Annotated in this window: 10 protein-coding genes and 1 pseudogene; 7 read left to right on the forward strand and 4 right to left on the reverse strand. The window is 59.6% G+C overall.

The window, feature by feature from the left end; all coding sequences use genetic code 11:
• Positions 1-104: 104 nt before the first annotated feature.
• From dinG to HMPREF9371_RS04210, 3 genes are all read left to right on the forward strand, one after another.
• Positions 105-2,234, forward strand: a complete 2,130-nt coding sequence (dinG, locus tag HMPREF9371_RS04200; RefSeq protein WP_040660782.1) for an ATP-dependent DNA helicase DinG — start codon at positions 105-107, stop codon at positions 2,232-2,234.
• Positions 2,235-2,334: 100 nt separating this feature from the next.
• Entirely contained in the window at positions 2,335-2,814 is a 480-nt protein-coding gene (locus HMPREF9371_RS04205) for an FKBP-type peptidyl-prolyl cis-trans isomerase (protein ID WP_009118683.1), read from the forward strand.
• Positions 2,815-3,119: 305 nt separating this feature from the next.
• Positions 3,120-7,865, forward strand: coding sequence for an NAD-glutamate dehydrogenase (locus HMPREF9371_RS04210; protein WP_009118685.1), 4,746 nt, complete (start codon positions 3,120-3,122; stop codon positions 7,863-7,865).
• Positions 7,866-8,099: 234 nt separating this feature from the next.
• Here HMPREF9371_RS04210 and HMPREF9371_RS04215 read toward each other — a convergent pair whose 3' ends face one another.
• Together HMPREF9371_RS04215 and HMPREF9371_RS11555 are read right to left on the reverse strand one after the other, a co-directional pair.
• Entirely contained in the window at positions 8,100-8,618 is a 519-nt protein-coding gene (locus HMPREF9371_RS04215) for a GbsR/MarR family transcriptional regulator (RefSeq protein WP_009118686.1), read from the reverse strand.
• Positions 8,619-8,771: 153 nt separating this feature from the next.
• Positions 8,772-8,915: a DUF3149 domain-containing protein gene (locus HMPREF9371_RS11555; protein WP_009118687.1), complete on the reverse strand. Its 144-nt coding sequence runs from the start codon at positions 8,913-8,915 to the stop codon at positions 8,772-8,774.
• Positions 8,916-9,201: 286 nt separating this feature from the next.
• Here HMPREF9371_RS11555 and HMPREF9371_RS04220 point away from each other — a divergent pair, with 286 nt between their 5' ends.
• On the forward strand, positions 9,202-10,686 hold the full coding sequence (locus HMPREF9371_RS04220) for an SEL1-like repeat protein (protein ID WP_009118688.1): 1,485 nt from the start codon (positions 9,202-9,204) through the stop codon (positions 10,684-10,686).
• Between the two features lie 358 nt (positions 10,687-11,044).
• Here the strand turns inward: HMPREF9371_RS04220 and HMPREF9371_RS04225 are convergent, their stop codons facing one another.
• The gene (locus HMPREF9371_RS04225) at positions 11,045-11,920 is read right to left on the reverse strand and encodes a chorismate mutase (protein ID WP_040660147.1); all 876 of its coding nucleotides are present in this window, start codon (positions 11,918-11,920) and stop codon (positions 11,045-11,047) included.
• A gap of 125 nt (positions 11,921-12,045) precedes the next feature.
• On the opposite strand from HMPREF9371_RS04225, the gene HMPREF9371_RS04230 reads away from it, so the two are divergent.
• From HMPREF9371_RS04230 to fabG, 3 genes are all read left to right on the forward strand, one after another.
• Positions 12,046-12,582, forward strand: coding sequence for a dihydrofolate reductase family protein (locus HMPREF9371_RS04230; RefSeq protein ID WP_009118691.1), 537 nt, complete (start codon positions 12,046-12,048; stop codon positions 12,580-12,582).
• Between the two features lie 108 nt (positions 12,583-12,690).
• Positions 12,691-13,617: an ACP S-malonyltransferase gene (fabD, locus tag HMPREF9371_RS04235; protein ID WP_009118692.1), complete on the forward strand. Its 927-nt coding sequence runs from the start codon at positions 12,691-12,693 to the stop codon at positions 13,615-13,617.
• A 198-nt stretch (positions 13,618-13,815) separates the two neighbouring features.
• A complete protein-coding gene (gene fabG, locus HMPREF9371_RS04240; RefSeq protein ID WP_040660149.1) occupies positions 13,816-14,562 on the forward strand; it encodes a 3-oxoacyl-ACP reductase FabG in 747 nt (248 codons plus the stop codon).
• Between the two features lie 562 nt (positions 14,563-15,124).
• Here fabG and HMPREF9371_RS12725 read toward each other — a convergent pair.
• Positions 15,125-15,502, reverse strand: a pseudogene (locus HMPREF9371_RS12725) (DDE transposase); the annotation flags it as partial.

The following is a 15,502-nucleotide window of genomic DNA, read 5'->3' on the forward strand; positions in this document are numbered from 1 at the left end:
AAAACCGCGTATTTTACTGCGCTTTCAGGTAGCCCGCCATGCCGCCGAACCCGCCTGCCGCTTTCCGCTATAATGCCCGCCTTTGCCGTCCGTTCCGCCGCCCCATGCTCACCGAAACCGAAAAAGACGCCATCCGCCGCCACTACCAGGCCATCGCCGAAAACCTGCCCCATTTCCGCCCGCGCCAGGCGCAGCGCGAAATGCTGGCCGCCGTGGCCAACGCCTTCTCGCGCAGCCAAAACCGTCAGGAAGGCGAAGACGCCCCGCGGCGCGAAGGCGAAAGCATTGCCGTCATCGAAGGGCCCACCGGCGTGGGCAAAAGCCTGGCCTACCTGTTGGCCGGCGGCATCATGGCGCAGACGCGCGGCAAAAAACTGGTGGTTTCCAGCGCCACCGTGGCCCTGCAGGAGCAGCTGGTGGGGCGCGACCTGCCCTTTGTAGTGGAAAAAAGCGGCCTGGCGCTGACGTTTGCGCTGGCCAAAGGCCGCGGCCGCTACCTCTGCCCCTACAAGCTCTACCAGCTCACCCAAAACCACGCCCAGCAAAACCTGCTCGGCTTCGAAGCCCCCGCCGTATTGTGGGACAGCAAACCCAAGCCCGAGGAGCTGCAACTGCTGCACCGGCTGGCCGACGACTTCGCCGCGCGCCGTTTCGACGGCGACCGCGACACCTGGCCGGCAAAAATCGACGACGCCCTGTGGGCCAAAGTCAACAACGACAATTACGGCTGTCTCAAAGCCGCCTGCCCCAACCGCCCCGAATGTCCGTTTTACCTCGCGCGCGACCTGCTGGAAAACGTGGACGTCATCGTGGCCAATCACGACCTGCTGATGGTGGACATCGGCATGGGCGGCGGCGTGATTCTGCCCGCACCCGAACACAGCTTCTACTGCATCGACGAAGCCCACCACCTGCCCAAAAAAGCGCTCAACCAATTCGCCGCCGAACACTCTTGGAACCAAGCGGTTTGGGCCTTGGAAAAACTGCCCGCCGTTACCGACAAAATCGCCGCCGTTACCGACAAAGCCGAGCTGGCCAATCTGGCCGACGAAGCCGCCGCCGCCCTCTTGGAAAGCCTGCACGAATGGCAGTTCCACCTCTCCGGCGAACCCGAACTGCGCCCGTCGGAAAACAACGAATCCGTGTGGCTGTGGCAGGACGGACGCATTCCCGAATCCTTGGCGCTGCTCGTTGCCAACACCGCCACCGCCGCCCGCAGCCTCTACAAACACGCCAACGGCCTCAACGACGCCCTGGCCGCCGCCCGCCGCGACAAAGACCAAGACGGCGTGCAAATCGACCGCCTCAGCAGCGAATTCGGCATCTTCCGCGCCCGCATCGAACAAATCAGCGCCACCTGGGATTTGCTGGCCACCGTGCCCGCCGAAGGCGAAGAGCCGCTGGCCAAGTGGATTACCCGCCGCCTCGACGACAAAAACGACTACTTCTTCCACGCCAGCCCCATCAGCAGCGCCTCCTATCTGGCCAACCACCTGTGGCGGCGCGCCGCCGGTGCCCTGCTCACCTCCGCCACCCTGCAGTCGCTGGGCAATTTCGACCATTTACTGCGCCAAACCGGCCTCGTCTGGCTACCTGAAACCACCACCCTCGCCCTCAACAGCCCGTTCAACTTCCCCAGCCAGGGCGAACTCTACATCCCGGCCGTGGCCGCCAGCCCCAAAGACGCCGCCGCCCACACCCAAGCCGTGGCCGAATGGCTGCCGAAACTGATCAATCCCGAAGAAGCCATCGGCACCCTGGTGCTGTTTTCCTCGCGCAAACAAATGCAGGATGTGGCCCACAGGCTACCTGAAAGCCTGCTGCCCCTGCTGCTGGTGCAGGGCGACCTGCCCAAAGCCGTGCTGCTCGAGCAGCACCGCCGCGCCGTGGCCGAAGGACGCGCCAACATTATTTTCGGCCTCGACAGCTTCGCCGAAGGCCTCGACCTGCCCGGCGACGCCTGCGTGCAGGTGATCATTGCCAAACTGCCCTTCTCCATGCCCGACCACCCCATCGAAAAAACCCGCAGCCGCTGGATCGAGCAGCGCGGCGGCAACCCCTTTATGGAGGTGACCGTGCCCGAAGCCAGCATCAAACTGATTCAGGCCGTCGGCCGCCTGATCCGCACCGAAAGCGACTACGGCCGCGTCACCATCCTCGACAACCGCGTGCTCTACGCCCGCTACGGCAAACAGCTGCTCGCCTGCCTGCCGCCCTTCAAACGCATCGGCTGACTCCGGCAGCCCGCAGGCTACCTGAAACCGCTCTCCCCCTTCCCCGCAGCGATGCGGTACAATACCGCCTTTCCCACCCCACCCACAAAGGCCCCGTGCTATGAATATTGAAAAAAACACCGTCGTCACGCTGCATTACGAAATGTTGGACGCCAACGACCAGCTGATCGACAAAACCGAAGAACCGATTGCCTACCTGCACGGCGGCTACGACGGCATTTTCCCGCTGGTAGAAGAAGCCCTGCACGGCAAAGCCGCAGGCGACAGCGTGGATGTGGTATTGCAGCCGGATGATGCCTTCGGCGAACAAGAACCCGAACTCGTGCGCGTAGAATCTTTGGATGTGTTCCCCGTCGAAGTGGAAGTGGGCATGATGTTTGAAGCCGACGACCCCGAAACCGGCGACGTCATCGTGTACCGCGTCACCGACGTGGCCGACGGCAAAGCCGTGGTGGACGGCAACCACCCCTTGGCCGGCATGAAAATCCGCTTCAAAGCCACCGTTACCGAAGTGCGCCCGGCAGAAGCCGAAGAAATCGAACACGGCCACGCACACGGTGCGCACGGCCACCATCATTAAAAAACGCCTTCTCTCCCACGCCGCTAAGTATCGCGGTGCAGAACACAAACCGCCGTTTCCGGGCCGTCCGGACGGCGGTTTAAAGCAATTGTACGAAACACACATCAAACCGCCGTCTTTTCTACCGGTTTTCCCGCTTTCAGGTAGCCTGCCGCATACGATTTGGGTATGATGCGGCGTACTTTCGGCCTTACCGAATCCCGAGGCATTCCGGGCCCGCCGTGCCGCCGCAGCTTGGCCGCGCACAACCGGTTTCCGGCCTGCCCGTTCCATCTTAAAAACCAACCATCCCCGAGGATATAGAGATGAAGCAGTCCGCCCATATCAACCGCCTGCTCGAACAAGCCCGTTCGCAAAGCTATCCCGACGCTTTCCTGCACGTGCTCGAAACCTATTATGAAAACGCCGATTTCGGCGGCCTGGCCCAATACGACGATGCCGACTTGGTGGCCGGCGCCGATTCGCACTGCCGCTTGGTGCGCATGCCGCGCAAAGCCGGTGAAGTGGCGGTGCGCGTGGTTTCGCCCAGCGTGGCCGGCAGCTTCACTCCGGAGCACACCGTAGTCGAAATTGTGGCGGACAATATGCCTTTCCTCATCGACTCGCTCTCTTTGCTGCTCAACCGCGAAGGCTTGTCGCTGGCGGCCATGGTGCACCCCATTTTCAATGTCGAGCGCGACGCCGACGGCAAAGCCGTGGCCATGCACCGCGCCAACGACAGCGACGGCGGCCAGCTCGAATCCTTGATCGTGCTGCGCCTGGCCGACACCACCACCGCCCAAGCCCAAGCGCTGGCCGAAAAAATCCGCGACCTGATCGAAGAGTTGCGCAGCGTGGTGGAGAGCGAACACAAACTGCGCGGCCAACTGCTGTTGGTCAACCAAATGGTGCTCAACGGCGGCCGCAACAGCAGCGACGCCGAAACCGTCTCCTTCCTCAGCTGGCTGGCCGACAACCACTTCCTGCTGATGGGTTTTTGCGAATACGACCTGGTCCAAGACCAAGACAACAAACTGCAGCTGCAAGCCCGCCCGGAAACCGCCTTGGGCGTATTGGCCAAACGCGGCGTGCAGCCCTACTCCACCGGTTTTGCCAGCTTGTCTGAAGACGACAAAGCCAAATGGCTGCTCGGCGACCGCCTCATCCTCAACAAATCGCAACGCCGCAGCCGCATCCACCGCAACGCCTACTACGACCTCATTGGCATTCAGAAACTGGACGAAAACGGCAAAGTGGTCGGCCAATGGCGCTTCATCGGCCTCTATACCGCCCAAGCCTATCTGGACAGCGTATGGAACATCCCCGTGCTGCGCAACAAAGCCGATTACGCCCTGAAGCACTGCGACTTCGTGCGCGGCAGCCACAAAGAAAAAACCCTGCGCTATGTGCTGCAAACCTATCCGCGCGACGAGATGTTCGAAATCGGCAACAACGACCTCACCGAAATCGCCGCCGGCATCGTCTCCCTTACCGAGCGTCCGCGCGTGCGCCTGTTTGCCCGCGTGGACGACTTCAAACGCTATGTTTCCGCCTTGGTTTACCTGCCCAAAGAGCAGTTCAGCACCGAAATGCGCCAACGCATCGGCGATTTGCTGCAACAGGCCTTCGCCGCCACCGAAACCGAATTCGAAGTGCAACTCACCGGCGACAACCCCTTGGCGCGCGTACATTATCTGTTCCGCACCCAAGCCGCCGACCTGCCCGAATTCGACAGCGCCGAGCTGGAAAACCGCATCAACGGCCTGGTACGCGGTTGGTACAGCGACTGGCAAAGCGCCGCCAAAAACAGCAAGCTGCCGGCCGATACCGTGTCGAAATACAGCAGCGCCTTCTCCGCCGGCTACCGCGAAGCCTTCACGCCCGAGGAAGCGCTGGCCGATGTCGCTTCGGCCGAACAACTGGCCGACAAAGCACTGGTGGCCCGCTTCGGCGACCAAAGCCACAACAGCAACGCGCCGTATTGGCTGAAAATGTATGTGGCCGACCGCAGCCCCAGCCTGTCCAAAACCCTGCCCATGCTGGAAAACATGGGGCTTACCGTCTATGCGGAAGAACCTTACCGCCTGAAAACCGACAGCCAAAGCGTCGGCCTGAGCCACTTCTCACTCAGCCTCGCCGACGGCCTGAGCAGCGAATTCATCGAACAAGAAGACACCCGCGAGCAAGTGTTGGCCCTATTCGAAGAAGTGTGGGCCGGCCGGGTGGAAAACGACCGCTTCAACGCCCTGGTGGCCGCCACCGGCATTTCCTGGCGCAGCAGCGTGCTCATCCGCGCCTTGGCCAAATTCCTCAAGCAGGCCACCCTGCCCTTCGGCCAAAACTATATCGAACAGACCCTGGCCCGCCACAGCGGCATTACCGCCAAACTGGTGGCATTATTTGAAGCCCGGCTGCATCCGGACAATGCCGACCCGCAACGCGCCCAAGCCATCGATGCCGAGCTCGACACCCTGTTGGCCGAAGTGCCCAATCTCGATGACGACCGCATTCTCAATGCCTTCCGCACCGTGATTTTGGCCGTGCGCCGCACCAATTTCTGGCAAACCGATGAAGCAGGCTACCTGAAACAAGACATCAGCTTCAAAATCGAGTCCAAAGAAATCCCCTTCCTGCCCAAACCGTGGCCGATGTACGAAATCTGGGTGTACAGCCCGCGCGTGGAAGGCACCCACCTGCGCGGCTCCAAAGTGGCGCGCGGCGGCCTGCGCTGGTCGGACCGCTTCGAAGACTTCCGCACCGAAGTACTGGGCTTGGTGAAAGCGCAGATGGTGAAAAACTCCGTCATCGTGCCCAACGGCTCCAAAGGCGGCTTCGTGTGCAAACAGCTGCCCAACCCGGCCGACCGCCAGGCCTATTTGGCCGAAGGCGTGGCCTGTTACAAAATCTTCATCAATGCCCTGCTCGACATCACCGACAACCGCCAGCAAGGCCGCATCGTGCCGCCGCCGCAAGTCCACCGCCGCGACGGCGACGACCCCTATCTGGTAGTGGCCGCCGACAAAGGCACGGCCACCTTCTCCGACACCGCCAACGGCATCGCCCAAGCACACGGCTTCTGGCTGGATGACGCCTTCGCTTCCGGCGGCTCGGCCGGCTACGACCACAAAGGCATGGGCATCACCGCCCGCGGCGCTTGGGAATCGGTAAAACGCCACTTCCGCCATTTGGGCAAAGACATCCAAAAAGAAGACTTCACCGTGGTCGGCATCGGCGACATGGGCGGCGACGTATTCGGCAACGGTATGCTGCTGTCAGAACACATCCGCCTGAAAGCCGCCTTCAACCACCGCCACATCTTCCTCGACCCCAATCCCGATGCGGCCAAGAGTTATGCCGAGCGCAAACGCCTGTTTGAAGCCGTGGCCGGCTGGGACCAATACAACCCCGCCCTGATTTCACAAGGCGGCGGCGTGTACGAACGCAGCGCCAAATCCATTCCCCTCTCGCCCGAAGTGAAGGAATGGCTGGGGCTGAGCGAAGACAGCATGGCACCCAACGACCTGATCCGCGAGCTGCTGAAAGCCGAAGTCGAGCTGGTTTACAACGGCGGCATCGGCACCTACATCAAAGCCGCCTCCGAAACCCACGCCGACGCCCGCGACCGCGCCAACGACCCCGTGCGCGTGAACGGCGGCGAGATGCGCGCCAAAGTATTGGGCGAAGGCGGCAACCTCGGCGCCACCCAACTGGGCCGCATCGAATATTGGCAAAGCGGCGGCCGCTGCTGTACCGACGCCATCGACAACTCCGCCGGCGTAGATTGCTCCGACCACGAAGTCAACATCAAAATCCTGCTCGGCGAAGAAGTGCGCAACGGCCGCCTGACCCTGCTCGAGCGCGACCGCCTGCTGAAGGAAATGACCGACGACGTAGCCCGACTGGTATTGCAAAACAACTACCTGCAAACCCAAATCCTGGCCATGAACCAACTCGACCCCGCAGGCTACCTGAACGCCCACAACGACTTGATGCACTATCTGGAGCAGCATGCCGGGCTTGACCGCGCCATTGAACACCTGCCCGACGCCGAGGCCGTCAAAGCACGCGCCGCTGCCGGCCTGGGCCTGGCCAATCCCGAAGTGGCCGTGCTCCTGGCCTACAGCAAAATCCTCTGCCAAGACCAACTCTTGGACAGCGACCTGCCCGATGACGAAAACTTCCTGCCCGTGCTTACCCACTACTTCCCCGAAGCCCTGCAACAACGCTACGGCGACGGCATGAAGCAGCACTACCTGAAGCGCGAAATCATCGCCAACCAGCTGGCCAACCGCGTCATCAACCGCATGGGCATCAGCTTTGTGCAGCGTTTCAGTGAAGAAAACAACGCCTCGGCCGCCGATGTGGTCCGCGCCTACTGGATTGCCGACGCCCTCTTGGACGGCGAAGCCCGCTTCCAAGCCCTGCAGGCGCTCGACAACCGTCTGCCGGCCAACGTACAGATGCGCCTGATGGCCGACGTCGCCCGCCTGATGAACCGCGTGGCCCGCCAACTCCTGCGCAACAAACGCCCCTTCGGCGACATCGGCCAAATCATCGGGCACTACCGAGCAGGCGTGGCCGACTTCATGCAGCAGTTGCCCGAACGCGTGCGTGCCGACGAGCACCCCAGCGTAGCCGAGCGCGAAGCCGAACTGCGCGGCTACGGCGTATTCAGCGAAGAAGAGGCCGCCGTCTTGGCCCGCCTGCCCTTTGCCGAAAACGTCCTCAGCGTACTGGACTTGGCCGAAGAGAGCGGCAAACCGGTGGCCACCGTGGCCAAAGCCTACTTCATGCTCTCCGAGCGCTTGAACATGAGCTGGATTTACCGGGCCATCGCCTCCCTGCCGCGCGACAACATCTGGCAGAACCAAGCCTGCCTCGCGGTGCGCGAAGATGCTCAAAACATCCACCTCGCTCTGGCCCGCAGTTTCCTGCATGCCGACAACGGCGCGCAAACGGCCGAGAACATCGCCGCCGCCCGCGCCCAAATCGCCGATATGCAGCGCTACGGCCAAACCGACCTCGCCATGCTCTCCGCCCTGATGCGCAATCTGGCCCGCATCGGCCACTAAGCTGAGCGAATAAAGGCTACCTGAAACGGGGCTGCACTCCGCAGCCGGCGTTTCAGGTAGCCTTTTGTTTGGTCGGAACAACGTTTTGAGGGCTGAGACCTTTGCAAAACCCCCAGATGTGGATGCAGTTCAAAACGCAGCAGTGTAGCGAGCGTAAATGCTAGGACAGAAACCTGCGCCGCAGATAAGGGATCGGCAGAGGTCTCAGGCCACCTGGAAGCCTTTCAGGTAGCCTCAACGCAACAGCTTTTGAATACTGGCGCCCAGTTTCAATACCTTGCTCAAGGTAGCGGTGGACAGCTTCAGCATCTCGGTGGCCCAACTGGTGAGCGTACCGACAAACTCGTGGGTCTGGCGCACACGCTGCTGCACCTCGCCGCCCTCCTGCTGAAACTCCGGCGTTTCCATCAGCTGGCGCAAAAACTGCTCGGTCGGCTCGATTTCGCGGCGCATCCGTTCGGCCACAATGGTGCGGAACAAGGCCCACACATCGGTGTCGGTGGCGAAATGGTCGCGGCGGTCGCCCATGATGTGCACGGTATGCACCAGCTTCCAGCTTTGCAGCTCGCGGATGCTGTTGCTCACATTCGAGCGCGCCACGCCCAAAGTTTCCACGATTTCCTCGGCATGCATCGGCCGGCCGATGATAAACAACAAAGCGTGAATTTGGGCAACGGTGCGGTTCACACCCCACTGGGTGCCCATTTCTCCCCAGTGCAGCACGAATTTTTCGGTAGCGGGATTGAGTTTCATCTAGGTCGGCAGTTCATAAACAATCAGGGGCGCCACTTTAAATAGGCACTGTTATTTCTGTCAATACTGAAACAACGCCGGCTTTGCCCGGCAAAAAAAAGGTGCGGCCTTAGCCACACCAAAACACACACACATCAAGAGGAAACTGTTTCATCAACGCTGATTGTTTTTGCTGTCTTCATCTACGCGGCGTTTCACCCAAAAGAATAAGAAGATGGCAATCACCACAATCGCGGCGATGGTAATAAAAGAGGCAATGCCTACCGAAGAACTGAATAATTCTGAAAAAACTTGCATGGATTTGGGTTCCGAGTATTTCTGAATATTGGAATTTTTATCTGGAGCCGATTATAACCAAGCCGGCAAAAACCACTTTGACGGAAATCAATGAATGCGCGAATTGTGCCAATTGGCTGCCCCATTCGGGCAAACGCCACAGTTTCCGCCGCAGGCGTGCTAGAATTTGCCCGTTTTTGCCCGTTAATTCAGGCAGAAACCCGACACCTTTCGGCAAAGGCGGGCACGTATCTCTGAAAACCGCCGCTTTGCCGCACAAACATCAACCGGAAAACTGGGAAAACGGATGATCAAATTCGGATTAGGACGCAAAGCCGAAAAACAGACGCCGGCAAGCCTGCCGGATGCCGATGCCTATTACCGCCGCGCACAAGCCTACCTGGCTGCCGAAGAAACCGAAGCGCAGGGCATGGCCGATTTGCAGCAGGCTGCGGAATGGGGCATGGCCGAAGCCCAATACGAATTGGGCGAATGTCTGCGCCACGGCCGCCGCACGGCGCAAAACCATGCCGAAGCGCTGTATTGGCTGGAACAGTCCGCCGCTTCAGGCTACCTGAACGCCGCCTACAGCCTGGCCATGATGCAGGCCAACGGCGAAGGCATGCAGCAGGACGTGCTGGCCGCCAGCCAGGTGATGCAGCATCTGGCCGCACAAAAGTTTCCGCCCGCCCTCATCTGGCTGATGGAAAACGCCGCCGCCCACGGCCAGCACCAGCAGGCTTTCGCCTGGGCCTCCCGCGCCGCCGCTTTGGGCGAAGCACAAGCCCAATACCACATGGCCTACGCCCTACTCAACGGCTTGGGCACCAAGGCCGATGTGCGCCAAGGCGTGGCCTGGCTCAAACAGGCGGCCGAACACGACTACGGCGATGCCCAATGGCAGCTAGCACGTTTGTACGAAACCGGCCGCTTCGGCGGCATGGACAAAGCCAAAGCCCTGCATTGGTATGAGCGCGTGGCCGCCAAAGGCGTGGTGGCCGCCCAATCCAAAGCCGGCAGCATGCGGCTCAACGGCATCGGCTGCGCCGCCGACCCCGAACAGGCTATTCCTTGGATCATCCAAGCAGCCAACGCCAACGATGCCGAAGCCCTCAACCTGCTGGCCAAACAGCTGCTCACCGGCCAGGGCATCCGTCAGGATTTCGACGCCGCCATCCGCTGCCTCGAACAAGCCGTGCGCTTGGGCAATGCCGACGCCATGTATCAAATGGGCGACGTTTACCGCTACGGCTTGGGCGTGGCCAAAGACGACAAACTGGCCAAGCAATGGTATGAACAGGCAGTCTTAAACGGCCACGAAGCCGCCAAAGAAAAACTGGCCGAACCTACCGCGCCCACCCACCGCCCGTCCGACCCGCTCTACCACCTGCCCGATGCCGAAACCCAGCTGGCGGAAGAAAACTACCGCCAAGCCTTCGCCTGCCATTTCGGCCTGGGCGTTACCCAAGACATCGGCAAAGCCTTTGCCCTCTACAAAGCCGCCGCCGAATTCGGCCTGCCCAAAGCGCAAACCAATCTGGGCATGATGTTCTTCCACGGCGAATTTGTGGGCAAAGATTTGGAAAAAGCCGCCCACTGGCTGAAAAAAGCCGCCAAACAGCAAGACGCGCTGGCGCTTTATAATCTGGCCTGTCTGTATTACCACGGCTGGGGCGTGCGTGCCCACGCCGGCGAAGCGGTAGGCCACCTGAAAGCCGCCATCGAAGCCGGCCACAAGCAGGCCGGCGAATGGCAGGCGCTGTTGGAGCAGTGGCAGGAAGCCTTGTCCTGAAGCTGGCCGCCCCACTTTTCGCTAAGCAACCGCTTTTCAGGTAGCCCGATCAACATTTACCCCTCCGTGCCATCAACGGCATGGAGGGGTAAATATTGTTGGCTCTAAAACTTATAAAATGATTCAACGGTTCGCCCGAATATCCACCCGTCAGGCTGAGACCTTTGCAAAACCCTCAGATGTGGATGCAGTTCAAGGCGTAGCAGCGCAGCGAGCGAAGACATATCATATAGATAGGCAAGCGAGCGAGCAGCGCACAACGCAGAAATGCGCCGCAGATGGGGGTTTTGCAAAGGTCTCAGGCTACCTGAAAACCCCTAGCGGCCGACCGGCCGACATCGCTGACAGTCTTTGCCCGTCAGGCAATCACCCCGTCGGCACCGGCCGCTTCGGCCAAGGCATGCAGCACCTCGGCGTCCATATAGCGGTGCGGCAGGCGGATGATGTTGGCGATCACCGGCAGATGGCTGATTTTCTTCGCTTTGCAGATGGCTTCGGTATCCAAACGGTGCGGTGCCTGCGGGTCGAAACTCAGCGTGCCGCTTTCGCCGAGCAAAATATGGTGGTTGCCTTTGAGCGCAATGTGTTCCGCCGCCCTCAGCCATTCTTCGGCCCGATGATGCTTGTCTTTGCACAAAATCAGCGGCACATTGAGCAGGCCCACTTCCTGTTGCAAAACGCGGTTGGTCATCAATTCGCCGCCCAAATACAGAATATCGGCCTGCGCCGCCAGCGCCGCCTGAATCTGACGCACGTCGCGGATGCGCACAACCACCGCCTTGCCTGCGGCATGCGCCGCCGCCAGCAAAGCCGACATCTGCTGCTGGCGCTGTTTCTCGCCCGCCTGCTGCGCCGCGTAATACGGGCTGGGATGCACGAAAAAAGGATCGGTATACAGTATGCCCGCCTCAGGCAGGCCGCCGTCCCAGCCCGCCTGCGGAATGGTCAAACAGCCGCCCGCGCCGATGCGGTGCCCGCGCACGGTGAGCACGGTGTTGTCCGGCCGGCTTTCGCGGCTGATGATGCGCCAGTCGGACAAAATGCGGATGGCGCGTTCCACCTGCGGCAGCGCCTGCAATTCCTGCGGATCAAACACCCGCTCGTCGCCCACCGCGCCGATGATGGTGCGCTCGTCGCCGCGCGACACATGCTCGCTCAAGCCGCGCGAACGGATAAAGTCCACCACCCGCGCCACCGCCGCTTCGTCGGCCTGCCGCTGCATCACAATAATCATCGCCTGTCCCCTGCAAACATCAAATAAGGCCGGCATGATAGCATGCCGCGGCTTTCAGGTAGCCTGAGCGGCCGCCCAAACGATTTGGTATAATCATTCCAATCAGAAATACTGCAGGCAATTTAATGAGCAAAGTTATTTTATATATCTCCATGAGCTTGGATGGATACATTGCCAAACCGGACGATGACTTAAGCTTTTTATCCATTGTAGAAAAAGAAGGGGAGGATTATGGCTTCCTCCGTTTCATTTCAACTGTTGAAACCATCATTATTGGAAGAAAAACATACGACTGGATACTCAATGCAACACATGAATTCCCCTACAAAGACAAAATAACTTATGTAATCACCAACACTCCCAAACCTTCGGTAGAGAATATTCATTTCCATACGGAAGGCTTGTCCTCACTGATCAATAAACTGAAACAAGAAAACAAAAGAAATATTTATTGCGACGGAGGCGCTCAAATTGTCAATCAACTTCTACAGGAAGATTTACTGGATGAGATGATCATTTCAATCATCCCGATATTGATAGGCAACGGCACCAAGCTGTTTCAGGAAGGCATCCCTGAGCAAAAACTTAAACTAATCAATGCAAGCACTTACGACACAGGGCTCATACAATTGCATTACAAGAAGCAGTCAGAGAAATCCTGACAAGTTCCCGGCTAGAAGCGGAAAAGACTTCCTTGCGCCATTCTATGCTGTGATACAGTAACGGCTTTGTTCAGACCACTGCCCGATTTTCATGATTAAGGAAACACCATGTCTTTTGCATTTTTCTTCCCCGGCCAAGGCTCGCAAAGCCTCCATATGATGAAAGGCTTCGACGGCCTGCCCGTGGTGAAAGCCGTTTTCGACGAGGCCTCCGCCGCGCTGAATCAAGACCTGTGGGCCATGATGAACGGCGAAGATGCCGACTTAATCGGCCAAACCGTGAACACCCAGCCGCTGATGCTGGCTGCCGGCGTGGCCACCTACCGCGCCTATCTCGAATCGGGCGGCCGCACGCCCGCCGTGATGGCCGGCCACAGCTTGGGCGAATACAGCGCCCTGGTGGCCGCCGGCAGTTTGGACTTTGCCGATGCCGTCAAACTGGTGCGCCTGCGTGCCGAACTGATGCAGTCTGCCGTGCCGCCGGGCGAAGGGGCGATGGCCGCCGTGCTGGGTTTGGACGACGAAGCGGTGCGCGAGATTTGCGCCCAAGCCGAACAGGGCGAAGTGGTGGAAGCGGTGAATTTCAACTCCCCCGGCCAGATTGTGATTGCCGGCAGCGCCGCCGCCGTCGAGCGCGCCATGGCCGCCGCCAAGGAAGCCGGCGCCAAACGCGCCCTACCCCTGCCCGTTTCCGTGCCGTCACACTGCCGCCTGATGAAGCCGGCCGCCGACAAACTGGCCGAAGCCCTGGCCGGCGTGGCCGTAGCCGCGCCCGCCATCCGCGTGATCCACAATGCCGACGTTGCCGCCTACCAAGATCCCGAACAAATCAAAGACGCGCTGGTCCGCCAGATCTACAGCCCCGTGCGTTGGACCGAAACCGTCGCCCTGCTGGTGCGCGAAGGCATCACCCAATCGGCCGAATGCGGCCCCGGCAAAGTGTTGGCCGGCCTGGCCAAACGCATCGACAAAGCGGCCGTCTGCACCGCGCTCACCTCCGCCGAGCAGGTGCAGGCCTTTATCGACAGCCATTAACCGCACCCCGCATGTAAGATTTGCCCGCGGCGGCCGTCTAAGAGACTGCTTTCAGTCTGTCGGCTACCGTGGAAAAACATCTTGCCCGCAGACTGCAAACTGTTTCCCAACCGCCACACAGGCTACCTGAAAACAAACCACCCCTTGCTGCACAAGGCCAGCTGTTCAGGTAGCCCTTCATTCAAACAAGGAATATCCATGAGTACACAAGATTTAAGCGGCAAAACCGCCCTCGTTACCGGCGCCTCGCGCGGCATCGGCGCCGCCATTGCCGACACCTTGGCCCAAGCGGGCGCCAAAGTGATCGGCACCGCCACCAGCGAAAGCGGTGCGGCCGCCATCAGCGAGCGGCTGGCCCAATGGGGCGGCGAAGGCCGCGTGCTCAACATTGCCGAGGCCGACAGCATCGAAAACCTGATTGCCGAGCTCGAAAAAACCCACGGCCCGCTGGCCATTCTGGTGAACAACGCCGGCATCACCCGCGACAACCTGCTGATGCGCATGAAAGAAGAAGAGTGGGACGAAATCATGCAGGTGAATCTGAAATCCGTGTTCCGCGCCAGCAAAGCCGCCATGCGCGGCATGATGAAAGCCCGCCACGGCCGCATCATCAACATCACCTCCGTGGTGGGCAGCATGGGCAACGCCGGCCAGGCCAACTACGCCGCCGCCAAAGCCGGCCTGATCGGCTTTGCCAAATCCATGGCACGCGAAATCGGCAGCCGCGGCATCACCGTCAACTGCGTGGCGCCCGGCTTCATCGACACCGACATGACCCGCGCCCTGCCGGAAGAAACCCGCAAAATGTTTGAAGCGCAAACCGCGCTGGGCAGCTTCGGCGAGCCGCAAGACATCGCCGATGCGGTGCTGTTTCTGGCCAGCGACCAAGCCAAATACATCACCGGCCAAACCCTGCACGTCAACGGCGGCATGCTGATGCCTTAAGAAGCTTGGCACGTAGAACCAGAGGAGTGAGACCTCCACGAGATAACCCTTTTCTCAAAAAGCCGAAGTCCGATACAGAATGTCGGCTGTTTCCGAAGCATCTCTCTCCTCATGACTCTTTCGCTAGCCATGATCAAGTAAAGACTTTTGCAAAACCTCACGCCAACAAACAGCCGGAACATCCTCCACTATGCTTCGGCTGTTTTGCCTAAAAAGCAGACAAACCAACCCTAAAGTCGCCTTAAATTGCTTAATCCTTAGGCATCTCCTGCCTAATTCAGACCAAAATAGACTGCCCAACCATAGCGGTATTTACGGTACAGCGTACCGAAGCTTTGTTCCACCACCTAGCGAGCTTTCCCCAGCCGGGCGTTGCAGACTTTTTGATCCCGGCGTAATGGGCGGCCACGGTGGCTTTTGACATGATGTCATAGCCTTCTTGTGTGGGCGGCAATGCCGTCAAACAAACTTCAAAATATAGGCATTTGTGGGCATTGCCGGAATGAGGTGTATTTGCTCGGGTCTCGATATAGCCGTCCGCATCGGTACGGTGTGTGGTCTGTCACCGAGAGGGAAGCGATCGTCTTTTTTGATCCACTTCCGGGTCTTTACTTGTGGTAGTTTCTCTACTGATCTGTCCGTTGTCGTCCACTTCGATGGCTTGGTGTTGTTTGTCGCCGGTGGTGTCGATGACGGCTGCTGCGGCTTGTTCAATCGTGAGCTTTTTTTGGGTGAATTGGCGATTCATCCACGCCAACAGTCGGGCCAAGGTGTCGTCTGGTGCCAGCCAGTTGTGGAAACGACAAAGAATGGTGTGGTCGAGAATGCGGAAGTCGTCGAATCGGCAGCAGCGTTGAAAATCGATGCGGGTGATCAGGCTAGAACCTTTGCAATAACACGCAAGCCCGCCTAAAAAGCAAAAAACCTCTGCACATTCATG

The sequence above is a fragment of the Neisseria shayeganii 871 genome (genome assembly GCF_000226875.1).
In the GTDB taxonomy this organism is placed as follows: Bacteria; Pseudomonadota; Gammaproteobacteria; order Burkholderiales; family Neisseriaceae; genus Eikenella; species Eikenella shayeganii.

What these genes read in the sequence shown, in the direction of transcription:
- dinG (WP_040660782.1), top strand. Translation starts at nt 105, where the DNA reads ATGCTCACCGAAACCGAAAAAGACGCCATCCGCCGCCACTACCAGGCC.
- fabG (WP_040660149.1), top strand. Translation starts at nt 13,816, where the DNA reads ATGAGTACACAAGATTTAAGCGGCAAAACCGCCCTCGTTACCGGCGCC.
- HMPREF9371_RS04230 (WP_009118691.1), top strand. Translation starts at nt 12,046, where the DNA reads ATGAGCAAAGTTATTTTATATATCTCCATGAGCTTGGATGGATACATT.
- HMPREF9371_RS04215 (WP_009118686.1), bottom strand. Translation starts at nt 8,618, where the DNA reads ATGAAACTCAATCCCGCTACCGAAAAATTCGTGCTGCACTGGGGAGAA.
- HMPREF9371_RS04225 (WP_040660147.1), bottom strand. Translation starts at nt 11,920, where the DNA reads ATGATTATTGTGATGCAGCGGCAGGCCGACGAAGCGGCGGTGGCGCGG.
- HMPREF9371_RS04210 (WP_009118685.1), top strand. Translation starts at nt 3,120, where the DNA reads ATGAAGCAGTCCGCCCATATCAACCGCCTGCTCGAACAAGCCCGTTCG.
- HMPREF9371_RS04205 (WP_009118683.1), top strand. Translation starts at nt 2,335, where the DNA reads ATGAATATTGAAAAAAACACCGTCGTCACGCTGCATTACGAAATGTTG.
- fabD (WP_009118692.1), top strand. Translation starts at nt 12,691, where the DNA reads ATGTCTTTTGCATTTTTCTTCCCCGGCCAAGGCTCGCAAAGCCTCCAT.
- HMPREF9371_RS04220 (WP_009118688.1), top strand. Translation starts at nt 9,202, where the DNA reads ATGATCAAATTCGGATTAGGACGCAAAGCCGAAAAACAGACGCCGGCA.
- HMPREF9371_RS11555 (WP_009118687.1), bottom strand. Translation starts at nt 8,915, where the DNA reads ATGCAAGTTTTTTCAGAATTATTCAGTTCTTCGGTAGGCATTGCCTCT.